Here is a 12,419-nt window from a genome sequence, read left to right on the forward strand (position 1 = left end):
CTTATGGCTGCCGAACAAATAAATATCAATGATCACATTGATGACGATGTTGATAATGAAATTCGCACATGCCTCAGCTTGGAGCGGCCGACTAGCTTCTTTCTATTCGCAGGAGCGGGTTCAGGAAAGACAAGATCCTTAGTAACAGCTCTGAAGCATGTACGCGAGACTGCGGGCGCATATTTGCAGCTACATGGAAAGAGAGTGGGTGTAATCACATATACTAATGCTGCATGTGAAGAAATTATTAGTCGAGTAGAATTTGATCCACTGGTTGACGTGAAGACCATTCATAGCTTTGTTTGGTCTCTGATTGAGGGATTTGACAACGATATAAAAGAATGGCTTAGAGAAAAGCTTGAAAGCGACATCGCTGAAATGGACATAAAGCAGTTAAAAGCTCGGAAAAAAGAAGGAAAGACTTATCTGAAGCGTGAAGGAGATATAGAGGCAAAACGTCGACGTCTCGAAATACTACCGTCAGTGAAGAGATTTACCTATAGCGCCACCGGAGGCAATAAAGGAAAAGACTCTTTGAATCATGGAGAGGTTATTCAAGTTGCCGCTTTTTTCATAAAAAATAAACCATCTATGCAAGATATTCTTGTTGGAAAATATCCAATTTTGCTAATTGATGAGAGTCAGGATACGAATAAGCGACTTGTCGAGGCATTGCTTGTTGTACAGCAGAGACATCGAGATCGCTTCGTACTAGGGCTAATCGGCGACACGATGCAGAGAATTTACAATGATGGGGACGCTAATTTGGGCCTAAACCTTCCGGATGGTTGGGCTAAGCCTGCAAAGAAAATGAATCATCGTTGCCCGAAACGCATAGTAGAACTAATCAACAAGATTCGGGCGGCTGTTGATACTCAAGAGCAGCAAGCACGGTCAGACAAAGAAGCGGGAATTGTTCGGCTCTTCTTAGTAGAAGACAATGCGAGAGATAAGGCAGTCCTGGAAAGTAACGTTGCACGGAAGATGGCAGAAATTTCCGGCGATCCCCTTTGGCACGGAGATGGCGCTGATGTGAAGCGCCTTATTCTAGAACACCATATGGCTGCCGCACGTATGGGGTTTTTGGATATGTTTGAGCCGCTTTATCGGCAGGACAGGTATAAAACGCCATTGCGTGATGGCACATTGTCTGAAGTTTGTCTTTTTTCCGAACGAGTTCTACCTCTACTGGAGGCGAAGCGAAACGGGGATGAGTTTACGGCGATGTCGATTCTGCGTGAATACTCGCCGTTGCTGAGTAAAGAGGCATTCAAAAATGCCGGCGATGATCAACTCACTCAATTAGGGACCGCTCGAGAGGCCGTAAAAGGCCTTCTGAATCTTTGGCATGATGGCGCCTCTCCCACATTCCTTGCAGTACTTCGCGAGGTGGCGAAAAGCGGACTGTTTGAGATTCCGGGGGAGCTTCGTTCTATCGTTGCAAGAGAACAGATGCACGGGCTGGTGTCTGAAATCTTTTCCGAACTTCAGCTAGACGAAACGCTTGATAGCACAGAGCCCAGTGATGAAGATCCATGGGACCAGTTTTTGTCTGTGCCATTTTCTCAGATAGAACCCTATGCAAAGTACGTGCAAGGCATGGCGCCGTTTGACACTCATCAGGGTGTTAAGGGAAGAGAATTTCCCAGAGTTCAGGTGATTATTGATGACAATGAGGCTAGAGGCGTCATCTTTTCCTACGAAAGGCTTTTTGGTGTTAATGGGGAGGCAGGCCCCAATGATGTGACAAGGCGTCTGTTTTATGTGACCTGTAGCCGAGCAATGAAAAGCTTAGCTGTTGTCGCCTATACCGCTGATCCGGCCAAGGTGCGCATGCATGTGGTAAATGAGGGGTGGTTTGACGAGACAGAAGTCGTTCTACTCGCCTGATTTATGACATTGTTGATCCGCGACCTAACTGATGACTAAAATGGGCGAATTTCGCCCATTCTCTTCCAGTGCAATGTCAGCAGCATTTCAGTTCGACTGTAGTACCCGACGGCGAGGCGCAATGCCTGCGCAACATGGTCTTAGCCGAACTGCGCTCCGAGTATAAGTCGCCCACCCCCCTTTTCCCAAAACCTCCCCGCCACAGGACCAAAATCCCATATCCTCTCCGCAATGCCCACTCATTCGCGGAGCCGCCCCATGCCCCTCGACAGCCGCACCCTCGCCCCCAACGCTTTTGGCGACCGTTTCCCCTGCTGGGCGGAGGAGCCGCCGGTGCCCTCCGAAGGCTCGCTGGTGCCTGGGTCGCAGTTCCACGAGGAGCAATGGATCATGGCCGCCGGCATGCTGGCGCGCGGCAGCAGCTTCCTCCATGTCTCCCGCGCCATGGGCTGCAGCCGCACCACGCTCTGGCGTGCCTATTACGGCTCCAAGGATTTCCGTCACAGGGTGTGGTGGGAACGGCAGGCGTTGAACCGCGAGGCCGAGCTGCGCCTCTCCTCGCTGCGCATCCTGGTCGCCGAGCAGATCGAGCGGCTGGTCTCCTCCGGCGATCCGGCGACGGTGCGCTGGCTGGCCGAACGGCTCGGCCTCTTCGCCGGCCTCGACATGCAGGCACCCAAGCGGCAAGCCCCGCAAGCCGCCCCCCGGCCCGATCCCCGGCCCGCCCCCAATCCTGCCCACGAACCCGCGCCCAATCCCGCCCCCAAACCTGAAGATCCCCCCGCCGTCACCGTCCCCGAACTGGACGACGACCTCCCCGGCGCGCCTCGCGAGCGCATGCCCTCCGACCCGCGCGCCGTCGCCGCCATCCTGGCCCGGCCGGAGGGCGAGGGGCCGAAGGGCGTCTTCCCCTGGACCGTCAACCAGTTTGAGCCTTACCCCAACCTCACCCCCGGCCCGGAAAGCCGCCGCGCCGCCGGTCCCGTCTCCCCGCGCCGGTAGCGGCCCCGCCGGCCGATGAAACACCCGCCGAATCCTGTTCCACTCTGTTCCATCCCCGCTGGCGCGGCCCACCAGCGCCCTTGATCGGGCGGCCGATCTGTCCGACCCTGCGGGTCCGTTGGAACACTGAGGATCACGCGATGACCGCCGGCCCAGCCGTCACCCCCGCCTTCACCTGCGTGCTCGACGCCCGTGCCAAGCTGGGGGAGGGGCCGGTCTGGTCGGTGGACGAACAGGCGCTCTATTGGGTCGACATCAAGGGCAAGGCGCTGAACCGCTTCGATCCCTCCACCGGCGCAGCCCGTGCGATGGCCCTGCCGGAGGAGATCGGCTGCGTCGCCCCGCGCAAGGGCGGCGGCTTCATCGCCGGCCTGCGCTCCGGCCTGTGGCAGCTGGACGGGGAGGGGCGGCCGGTGACCCGTCTCGCCGCCAATCCGGAGGACCAGGGCGCCAGCCGCTTCAACGACGGCAAAACCGATCCGGCCGGCCGCTATCTCGCCGGCACGCTGGACGAGCCGAAGGCCGGCGGCAAGGCGCATCTCTACCGCTATGACCGGCGCGGGCTGGCGGTGCTGGCCGGCGGGCTGCTGACCTCCAACGGCCTCGCCTTCAGCCCGGACGGGCGGACGCTCTACCACGCCGACACGCCGACCTTCACCGTCCGCCGCTACCGCTACGACCCGGCCACCGGCGCGATCTCCGACGGCGAGATCTTCATCCGGCTGGAGCCGAAGGACGGCGATCGCGGCCGGCCGGACGGCGCGGCGGTGGATGCGGAGGGCTGCTATTGGACGGCGCTCTATGAGGGCGGGCGGGTCGCGCGCTTCTCCCCCGATGGCCGCTTGCTGTCGGAACACCCGCTGCCGGCGCGCTGCCCGACCATGGTCGCCTTCGGCGGTCCCGACCTGCGCACCCTCTACGTCACCACCGCCAGCGCCGGCCGCCCGGCCGACGAGCTGGAACGCTTCCCGCAGTCCGGCGGTCTGTTCGCCATGGCGGTGGAGGTGCCGGGCCTGCCGGTGCCTCCCTTCGACCCGGCGGCCTGAGAGGGGAGGGGGGCCGGCGATGTTCCGCAAGTTCGTCTATCTGCTGGCTCTGTCCCGCGAAAAGCATTTCGGCCGCGCGGCGGAAAGCTGCCACGTCTCGCAGCCCACCCTCTCCAACGCCATCCGCCAGCTGGAGGAGGAGCTTCAGGTCCCCATCGTCGAGCGCGGCCAGAAGTTCGAAGGCTTCACGCCGGAGGGGATGAAGGTGCTGGAATATGCCCGCCGCATCGTCGGCGAGCGCGACAACCTGCGCCACGAGCTGCTGGCGCTGGCCCAGGGCGTCACCGGCCATCTGCGGGTGGGCGCCATCCCCACGGCGCTGCCGGTGGTGCCGCATGTGCTGACGCCCTTCACCACGCGCTTCCCGCACATCCGCTCCAGCATCGTGTCGCTCAGTTCGCGCGAGATCCAGCGTGGCCTCGACGAGTTCGAACTGGACGCCGCCATCACCTATCTCGACAACGAACCGCTGAACAACGTCCGCACCCTGCCGCTCTACACCGAGCGCTACCATCTGCTGGCCCGACGCGACGACTTGGCCGACGAGCTGGTCGCCCAGGGCGCGGTCGCCTGGGAGAAGGCCGCCGAGCTTCGGCTCTGCCTGCTGACTCCCGACATGCAGAACCGCCGCATCGCCGACACCGCCTTCCGCATGACCGGGCGGACGGTGCAGGCGGCGATGGAGACCAACTCCATCGTCACCCTCTACACCATCGTCCGCGCCGGCACCTGCGCCAGCATCGTCCCCGGCCAGCTGCTGACCTTCGTTCCGCCGCATCCCGACATCGTCGCCCTGCCGCTGGTCGACCCGGAGCTGAGCCACGTCGTCGGCCTCGCCTACGCCGACCGCGACCCGCCGCCGCCGCTGGCCAGGGCGCTGGCGGTGGCGGCATCCGATGCCGACATCGCCCATCGCGTGGCGATCAGCATCGCCGAGGCGATGATCCCCTGGCGGGTGGCGATCCGCTGACGGGCCGTTCTTGATAGCCAAAAGCTATCAGCCCATCGGAAAATACAATTTGCTGGCATACCGTATCCTCCGCCACTCTGACGGTGCCGGGCGCTGAGAGACGTCCGGAAAAAGCCAACAGAGCCAAGCCAGAACGACGCCGACCCAAGGGGCGAACCCAAGACCGGCGCGGACGATCGCAAGGAGGGACACCCGTGAACGCTTGCCATCCGTGGAGCGCTGAGCGCGCCATGACGATTGTCGAAGACAATCGGCATCTGCGCGGCGCCCTGCTGCCGATCCTTCACGCGCTGCAGGAAGAGTTCGGCTATATCGACGAACAGGCGATCCCCCTGCTGGCGACAGAGCTGAACCTCTCGCGCGCCGATGTGCATGGCGTCGTCTCCTTCTATCACGAATTCCGCCGCGAAAAGCCCGGCCGCCACATCATCAAGGTCTGCCGGGCCGAGGCCTGCCAGTCGATGGGCGCCAACGCGCTGGTCGACCACATCAAGAAGCGGCTGCAGGTCGATTTCCACGGCACCACCGCCGACGGCGCCTTCACCCTGGAACCGGTCTTCTGCCTCGGCAACTGCGCCCTCTCGCCCGCCGTCATGATCGACGAGAACCTGCACGGCCGGGTCTCGCCCGACCGCTTCGACGAGCTGGCGGCCGAGACGCGGGCCAACCCGCAGGCCCACAACCAGATCCCCCGCGCCCTCAGCCATAAGGGTCACGCGCAATGAGCGGCCATCTGATCACCGTCTTCGTCCCGCGCGATTCCGCCGCCCTGTCCGTCGGCGCCGACGCCGTGGCCGCCGCCATCCGGGCCGAGGCCGCCAGGCGCGACCTGCCGCTGCGCATCGTCCGCAACGGCTCGCGCGGCATGCTCTATCTGGAACCGCTGGTCGAGGTGGAAACCCCGGAAGGCCGCGTCGCCTACGGCCCGGTCACCGCCGCCGACGTCCCCGGCCTGTTCGACGCCGGCTTCCTGACCGGCGGCGCCCATGCGCTGGCCCACGGCCTGACCGAGGAAATCCCCTATTTCAAGAAGCAGGAGCGGCTGACCTTCGCCCGCTGCGGCATCATCGATCCGCTGTCGGTCGAGGATTACCGCGCCCATGGCGGCTTCCGCGGGCTGGAGAACGCGCTGGCGATGTCCCAGGCGGAGATCGTCAAGGTCGTCACCGACAGCGGCCTGCGCGGCCGCGGCGGCGCCGGCTTCCCCACCGGCATCAAGTGGAACACGGTGATGCAGGCCAAGGCGGACGAGAAGTTCGTCTGCTGCAACGCCGACGAGGGCGACAGCGGCACCTTCGCCGACCGCATGATCATCGAAGGCGACCCCTTCTGCCTGATCGAGGGCATGACCATCGCCGCCATCGCGGTGGGGGCGACCTCCGGCTATGTCTACATGCGCTCGGAATATCCGCACGCCACCGCGATCCTTCGCCATGCCATCAAGCTCGCATACGACGAGGGCTGGCTCGGCGACAACATCCACGGCACCGACCGCACCTTCCATCTGGACGTCCGCGTCGGCGCCGGCGCCTACATCTGCGGCGAAGAGACCGCGATGCTGGAAAGCCTGGAGGGCAAGCGCGGCATGGTCCGCGCCAAGCCGCCGCTTCCGGCGCTGGAGGGCCTGTTCGGCAAGCCGACCGTGGTCAACAACGTGCTGTCGCTCTGCTCGGTGCCGATCATCCTCGACAAGGGCGGCGAGTATTACCGTGACTTCGGCGTCGGCCGGTCGCGCGGCACGCTGCCCTTCCAGCTCGCCGGCAACATCAAGAACGGCGGCATCGTCGAGAAGGCCTTCGGCATCACCCTGCATGAACTGCTGTACGAGTATGGCGGCGGCACCATCACCGGCCGGCCGATCCGCGCCGTGCAGGTCGGCGGTCCGCTCGGCGCCTACCTGCCGCCCTCCCAGTTCGACCTTCCCAAGGATTACGAGGCCTTCGCGGCGCAGGAGGCGATGGTCGGCCATGGCGGCATCGTCGTCTTCGACGACACGGTGGACATGGCCCAGCAGGCCCGCTTCGCCATGGAGTTCTGCGTCGCCGAATCCTGCGGCAAATGCACCCCCTGCCGCATCGGCTCCACCCGCGGGATGGAGACGCTGGACAAGATCATCGCCGGCAAGAACGTCGATGCGAACCTGACCCTGCTCGCCGACCTCTGCGACGTGATGGTGGACGGCTCGCTCTGCGCCATGGGCGGCATGACGCCCTACCCGGTGCGCAGCGCGGTGAAGCACTTCCCGGAAGACTTCCGCAAGAAGCAGCACGCCGTCCGCGTCACCCACATCGCCGCCGAATAACGAGCGACCCAGGAGCACCCGAGATGACCCTCATCCACGAGACCGACTACGGCACCCCGGCCCGCGTCTCCGAGACCCTGGTGACGCTGGAGATCGACGGCCGCGCGATCACCGTTCCCGAAGGCACCTCCGTGATGCGCGCCGCGATGGACGCCGGCATCACCGTGCCCAAGCTGTGCGCCACCGACAGCCTGGAACCCTTCGGCTCCTGCCGCCTCTGCGCGGTGGAGATCGAGGGGCGCCGCGGCACCCCGGCGTCCTGCACCACCCCCGTCGCCCCCGGCATGAAGGTCCACACCCAGACCGACAAGCTGGCCAAGCTGCGCCGCGGCGTGATGGAGCTGTACATCTCCGACCATCCGCTCGACTGCCTGACCTGTGCCGCCAACGGTGACTGCGAGTTGCAGGACATGGCCGGTGCTGTGGGGCTGCGCAACGTGCGGTACGGTTTCGAAGGCGAAAACCACCGCGCCGCCGCGAAGGACGAGAGCAACCCCTACTTCACCTTCGACGCCTCCAAGTGCATCGTCTGCTCGCGCTGCGTCCGCGCCTGCCAGGAGACCCAGGGCACCTTCGCGCTGACCATCGACGGGCGCGGCTTCGCCTCCTCGGTGTCGCCGGGCGCCAACGAGAGCTTCATGGACAGCGAGTGCGTGTCCTGCGGCGCCTGCGTCCAGGCCTGCCCGACCGCGACCCTGACCGAGAAGTCGATCATCGAGCACGGCCAGCCCGAGCACAGCGTCATCACCACCTGCGCCTATTGCGGCGTCGGCTGCTCCTTCAAGGCCGAGTTGCAGGGCACCACGGTGGTCCGCATGACGCCCTGGAAGGACGGCGGCGCCAACGAGGGCCATTCCTGCGTCAAGGGCCGCTTCGCCTGGGGCTACGCCACCCACAAGGACCGCATCATGAAGCCCATGGTGCGCGAGAAGATCACCGACCCGTGGCGTGAAGTGTCGTGGGAGGAGGCGGTCGCCTACGCCGCCGAGCGGCTGAAGGCGGTGCAGGCCAAATATGGCCGGGGCTCCATCGGCGGCATCACCTCGTCGCGCTGCACGAACGAGGAGGTCTATGTCGTCCAGAAGATGATCCGGGCCGCCTTCGGCACCAACAACATCGACACCTGCGCCCGCGTCTGCCATTCGCCGACCGGCTACGGCCTGTCGCAGACCTTCGGCACTTCCGCCGGCACCCAGGATTTCCGCAGCGTCGACAAGTCCGACGTCATCCTGGTCATCGGCGCCAACCCGACAGACGGCCACCCGGTGTTCGGCTCGCGCATGAAGAAGCGCCTGCGCGCCGGGGCCAAGCTGATCGTCGTCGATCCGCGCCGCATCGATCTGGTGCGCAGCCCGCACGTCCAGGCCGAATACCACCTCCAGCTCCAGCCCGGCACCAACGTCGCCGTGGTGAACGCCATCGCCCACGTCATCGTCACCGAAGGGCTGGTCAACCGCTCCTTCGTCGAAGGGCGCTGCGATCCCAAGGAGTTCGCGAAGTGGGAGGCGTTCATCGCCGAGCACCGCAACTCGCCGGAATATCTGGAATCGCGCACCGGCGTCCCGGCCGATCAGGTTCGTGCCGCCGCCCGTCTCTATGCCACCGGCGGCAACGCCGCGATCTACTACGGCCTGGGCGTGACCGAGCACAGCCAGGGTTCCAGCACGGTGATGGCGATCGCCAACCTCGCGATGGCGACCGGCAACATCGGCCGCGAGGGCGTCGGCGTGAATCCGCTGCGCGGCCAGAACAACGTGCAGGGCTCCTGCGACATGGGTTCCTTCCCGCACGAGCTGCCGGGCTACCGCCATGTGTCGGACGACATCGTCCGCCAGGAGTTCGAGACCGCCTGGGGCGTCACGCTGGATCCGGAACCCGGCCTGCGCATCCCCAACATGTTCGACAGCGCGCATGACGGCAGCTTCCGCGGCCTGTTCGTGCAGGGCGAGGACATCGTCCAGTCCGATCCCAACACCAACCACGTCACCTCGGCGCTGGAATCGCTGGACATCGTCATCGTCCAGGATCTGTTCCTGAACGAGACGGCGGCCTTCGCCCACGTCTTCTTCCCCGGCACCTCCTTCCTGGAGAAGGACGGCACCTTCACCAACGCCGAGCGCCGCATCAACCGTGTCCGCAAGGCGATGCCGTCCAAGGTCGGCAAGGACGAGCATTGGGTCGCCTGCGCGCTGGCGACGGCGATGGGCTACCCGATGCATTACGAGACCACGTCGGAGATCATGGACGAGATCGCCCGGCTGACCCCGACCTTCCGTGGCGTCAGCTTCGAGAAGCTCGACCGCGTCGGCAGCGTCCAGTGGCCCTGCACCGGCTTCGAGGACGACGACACCGGCATGGCGATCATGCATGGCGAGACCTTCGCCCGCGGTCTCGGCCGCTTCATGATCACCGAGTATGTGCCGACCGACGAGCGGACCACGCGGATGTATCCGCTGGTGCTGACCACCGGCCGCATCCTCGCCCACTACAATGTCGGCGCCCAGACCCGCCGCACCGCCAACGTCGCCTGGCATCCGGAGGACGTGCTGGAGATCAACGCGGTGGACGCCGAGATCCGCGGCGTCAAGGACGGCGACATGGTGTCGCTCGCCAGCCGCATGGGGGCCACCACACTGCGCGCCGTCATCTCCGACCGCATGCCGGCCGGCGTCGTCTACACCACCTTCCACCACCCGGTAACCGGCGCCAACGTCATCACCACCGAAAATTCGGACTGGGCGACCAACTGCCCCGAATACAAGGTGACGGCGGTACAGGTCGCCCGCAGCAACCAACCGTCGGACTGGCAGGTCGACTACGCGAAGAACGACGTCGAGCGCAAGCGCATCGCCGCCGCCAACGTCATCGCCGCCGAGTAATGCGCCGCCGAATAACGGCCTGAGGAGTGGGAAGCATGACCGCGATGCCTTCTGGTTCCATCCGTCCCGACGACAGCCTCATGTGCTCCATCGCCGTCACCGGCACCGGCTTTGCCGCCGGTGTTGGGGTGGAGGAGGGCGCCGACGTCGAATGGCAGGTGCCGGAGGAAACCGCGGTCGCTTTCGAATACAACGGCCGGTCCCATGCCGTGATGATGGCGACGCCTGCCGATCTGGAAGACTTCGCGCTGGGCTTCAGCCTTGCCGAGGAGATCGTCGGGACCGCCGCCGATATCGAGAAAGTCTCCGTGCGGGAAACGCCGCTGGGCTTCGTCCTCAACCTGACGGTCGACCCGTTGCGTCTCCTGCGCGGAAGTCTGCGCAGCCGCTCCATGGAGGGGCGGAGCGGCTGTGGCCTGTGCGGCGTGGACAGTCTTGTCCACGCCGTTCGGGAGCCCCGCAAGATCGAAACCGCGCTGGAGGTGGACCCGGCCGCCGTGGCCGCCGCTTTCCGCGCCTTGCCGGATCACCAGCCGATGAACCGGGCCAACCGCTCGGTCCACGCCGCGGCGTGGTGTGCACCGGACGGCACCGTCCGTCTGGCCCGTGAGGATGTCGGCCGCCACAACGCGCTGGACAAGCTGATCGGGGCCGTCGTCCGCTCTGGTGCCGACCCGGCTACCGGCTTCGTGGTGATGACCAGCCGCTGCAGCTTCGAACTGGTGCAGAAGACCGCCGCGGTGGGCATCCCGCTGCTGGCGACCATCTCGGCGCCGACGGCGCTGGCGCTGGAGCTGGCACGCAACGCCAACCTGACCCTGGGCGCACTGTCGCGTCGCGACACCGTGATCCTGTTCCGCTGAACTCAACATCGCTTCGCCAATGGAGACACCGATGAGCCACACGAACCATGCCAAGGATCTGGTCCGGATGGCCAACCAGATCGCCGTCCATTTCGCCTCCTACCCGCGGGAAGAGGCGGTGACCGAGACGGCGACCCACATCCGCAAGTTCTGGGATCCGCGCATGCGCGCCGGCCTGTTCGCCCATGTCCAGTCCGGCGGCGAAACCGACCTGCACGAAATCGCGCGCGGCGCGGTGGGGATGCTGCAGGCGCGCTGAGGCGAAGCGGTCGCGACCGGGTTCCGTCAGGCCTTGCGGAAGGCGAACATGACCGTTTCGTAGGGAAAGGCAATCTCGGCGCGATCCGCCAGTTCGGGCGTACGGGCGACCAGCCCGCGGGTTGCGCGCTCGACCTCCGCCTGCCGTTCCGGAGGCAAAGCCGAAATGAAGCTGACCGACAGCGTGCGCTTGACGATGACATCCTCCGGGCTTCCGACATGGGCATGCCGGACATGGCGCTCGTCGATAGGCTCGAAGCCCGGTGCGGGGAAGACCCGGCGCCAGTTGCCGGTCCGAAAGCGCGGGGTATCGCCCTCCCAAGGGTCTGTGATGGCCGTCAACGCCGCCACCCAGGGCTTGCTCTCATCCCGTACGTTCCAGATCAGCCCCAACGCGCCGCCCGGTGCCAGGACTCTGTGAAATTCCTGCAAGGCGGCCGCTGTGGCGAACCAGTGAAAGGCCTGGGCGCAGACCACGGCATCGACGGAACCGTCCGGCAGCGGAATGGACTCCGCGGTTCCCGCCATGACGGTGATGTCTGGAAAGGCCCCGACCAGTTGCTCGCGCATGCCGGCGACCGGTTCGACGGCGGCGATCTCTCCTCCGCACTCCTTCAGCATGGCCACGAACTTGCCGGTGCCGGCGCCGACCTCCAGGACCTTCCGTCCGGGGCCGACGCCCAGCACGTCGCGAAGCCATTCGGCGGTCTCGGGCGGGTAGCTCGGCCGGCCTCTGACATAGGCCGTGGCACCGGTCTCGTAACCTCTGGAAGAGTGATGAATCGGCATGGCGACCTCGGTCCTTCCAGTGTCCCTCGAAGCGGACCCTCAGACGTAATTGGCGATCTCGACCAGATTGTCGTCGGGGTCGCGGAAATAGACGGAACGGATCGGCCCGGTGGCGCCCGTGCGGTTCACCGGGCCTTCTTCTATGGCGATGCCGCGGACCTGGAGATGGGCGATCACCTCCTCCAGCGGCGTGTCGGCGATCAGGCAGAAATCGCCGCTGCCGGCGGTGGGCCGGGCGGCCTTCGGTTCGAACTCCCGCCCGACCTCGTGCAGGTTGATCTTCTGCGCGCCGAAGGACAGGGCGCGGCGGCCGCCGGCGAAGGTAACGACCTCCATCCCCAGCACGTCGCTGTAGAAGGCGCAGGTCGCCTCGATGGAGGCGACCGTCAGCACGAGATGGTCGATCCGGGCGATCCGCAT

At 64.9% G+C, this 12,419-nt stretch carries 11 protein-coding genes; 9 read left to right on the top strand and 2 right to left on the bottom strand.

The genetic code is table 11. The annotated features are described in order from the left end of the window. Positions 1-3 precede the first annotated feature (3 nt). The 9 genes from FZ029_RS18545 (at position 4) to FZ029_RS18585 (ending at position 11,211) form a co-directional block, all read left to right on the top strand. Positions 4-1,890, top strand: a complete 1,887-nt coding sequence (locus tag FZ029_RS18545) for a UvrD-helicase domain-containing protein (RefSeq protein WP_149270835.1) — start codon at positions 4-6, stop codon at positions 1,888-1,890. A 258-nt stretch (positions 1,891-2,148) separates the two neighbouring features. Beyond that, positions 2,149-2,892, top strand: a complete 744-nt coding sequence (locus FZ029_RS33960; protein ID WP_149270837.1) for a hypothetical protein — start codon at positions 2,149-2,151, stop codon at positions 2,890-2,892. Between the two features lie 140 nt (positions 2,893-3,032). Next, on the top strand, positions 3,033-3,938 hold the full coding sequence (locus FZ029_RS18555; protein ID WP_149270839.1) for an SMP-30/gluconolactonase/LRE family protein: 906 nt from the start codon (positions 3,033-3,035) through the stop codon (positions 3,936-3,938). Positions 3,939-3,957: 19 nt separating this feature from the next. Then, positions 3,958-4,908: a LysR family transcriptional regulator gene (locus FZ029_RS18560; RefSeq protein WP_149270841.1), complete on the top strand. Its 951-nt coding sequence runs from the start codon at positions 3,958-3,960 to the stop codon at positions 4,906-4,908. Positions 4,909-5,102: 194 nt separating this feature from the next. Further along, complete coding sequence (locus tag FZ029_RS18565) at positions 5,103-5,633, top strand: formate dehydrogenase subunit gamma (RefSeq protein ID WP_149270843.1); 531 nt, start codon at positions 5,103-5,105, stop codon at positions 5,631-5,633. Further along, the gene (locus FZ029_RS18570) at positions 5,630-7,210 is read left to right on the top strand and encodes an NADH-quinone oxidoreductase subunit NuoF (protein ID WP_149270845.1); all 1,581 of its coding nucleotides are present in this window, start codon (positions 5,630-5,632) and stop codon (positions 7,208-7,210) included. Before FZ029_RS18565 ends, FZ029_RS18570 begins: the two co-directional genes overlap by 4 nt. Before the next feature lie 23 nt (positions 7,211-7,233). Beyond that, positions 7,234-10,089 carry a formate dehydrogenase subunit alpha gene (gene fdhF, locus FZ029_RS18575; RefSeq protein WP_149270847.1) on the top strand — a complete coding sequence of 952 codons (2,856 nt, stop codon included), beginning with the start codon at positions 7,234-7,236 and terminating at the stop codon, positions 10,087-10,089. 35 nt (positions 10,090-10,124) lie between these two features. Continuing rightward, positions 10,125-10,952 carry a formate dehydrogenase accessory sulfurtransferase FdhD gene (gene fdhD / locus FZ029_RS18580; RefSeq protein ID WP_149270849.1) on the top strand — a complete coding sequence of 276 codons (828 nt, stop codon included), beginning with the start codon at positions 10,125-10,127 and terminating at the stop codon, positions 10,950-10,952. 31 nt (positions 10,953-10,983) lie between these two features. Then, a complete protein-coding gene (locus tag FZ029_RS18585) occupies positions 10,984-11,211 on the top strand; it encodes a formate dehydrogenase subunit delta (RefSeq protein WP_149270851.1) in 228 nt (75 codons plus the stop codon). A gap of 26 nt (positions 11,212-11,237) precedes the next feature. Here the strand turns inward: FZ029_RS18585 and FZ029_RS18590 are convergent, their stop codons facing one another. Together FZ029_RS18590 and FZ029_RS18595 are read right to left on the bottom strand one after the other, a co-directional pair. Then, positions 11,238-11,999 carry a class I SAM-dependent methyltransferase gene (locus tag FZ029_RS18590; RefSeq protein ID WP_149270853.1) on the bottom strand — a complete coding sequence of 254 codons (762 nt, stop codon included), beginning with the start codon at positions 11,997-11,999 and terminating at the stop codon, positions 11,238-11,240. Positions 12,000-12,038: 39 nt separating this feature from the next. Further along, positions 12,039-12,419 carry a VOC family protein gene (locus tag FZ029_RS18595; RefSeq protein ID WP_149270855.1) on the bottom strand — a complete coding sequence of 127 codons (381 nt, stop codon included), beginning with the start codon at positions 12,417-12,419 and terminating at the stop codon, positions 12,039-12,041.

The organism is Azospirillum sp. Sh1 (genome assembly GCF_008365135.1).
In the GTDB taxonomy this organism is placed as follows: Bacteria; Pseudomonadota; Alphaproteobacteria; order Azospirillales; family Azospirillaceae; genus Azospirillum; species Azospirillum oryzae.

Bases quoted from the DNA above. Each gene is read 5' to 3' on its own strand.
- FZ029_RS18545 (WP_149270835.1), top strand. From the start codon at position 4: ATGGCTGCCGAACAAATAAATATCAATGATCACATTGATGACGATGTT.
- FZ029_RS33960 (WP_149270837.1), top strand. From the start codon at position 2,149: ATGCCCCTCGACAGCCGCACCCTCGCCCCCAACGCTTTTGGCGACCGT.
- FZ029_RS18555 (WP_149270839.1), top strand. From the start codon at position 3,033: ATGACCGCCGGCCCAGCCGTCACCCCCGCCTTCACCTGCGTGCTCGAC.
- FZ029_RS18560 (WP_149270841.1), top strand. From the start codon at position 3,958: ATGTTCCGCAAGTTCGTCTATCTGCTGGCTCTGTCCCGCGAAAAGCAT.
- FZ029_RS18570 (WP_149270845.1), top strand. From the start codon at position 5,630: ATGAGCGGCCATCTGATCACCGTCTTCGTCCCGCGCGATTCCGCCGCC.
- fdhF (WP_149270847.1), top strand. From the start codon at position 7,234: ATGACCCTCATCCACGAGACCGACTACGGCACCCCGGCCCGCGTCTCC.
- fdhD (WP_149270849.1), top strand. From the start codon at position 10,125: ATGACCGCGATGCCTTCTGGTTCCATCCGTCCCGACGACAGCCTCATG.
- FZ029_RS18585 (WP_149270851.1), top strand. From the start codon at position 10,984: ATGAGCCACACGAACCATGCCAAGGATCTGGTCCGGATGGCCAACCAG.
- FZ029_RS18590 (WP_149270853.1), bottom strand. From the start codon at position 11,999: ATGCCGATTCATCACTCTTCCAGAGGTTACGAGACCGGTGCCACGGCC.
- FZ029_RS18595 (WP_149270855.1), bottom strand. From the start codon at position 12,419: ATGCGGATCGCCCGGATCGACCATCTCGTGCTGACGGTCGCCTCCATC.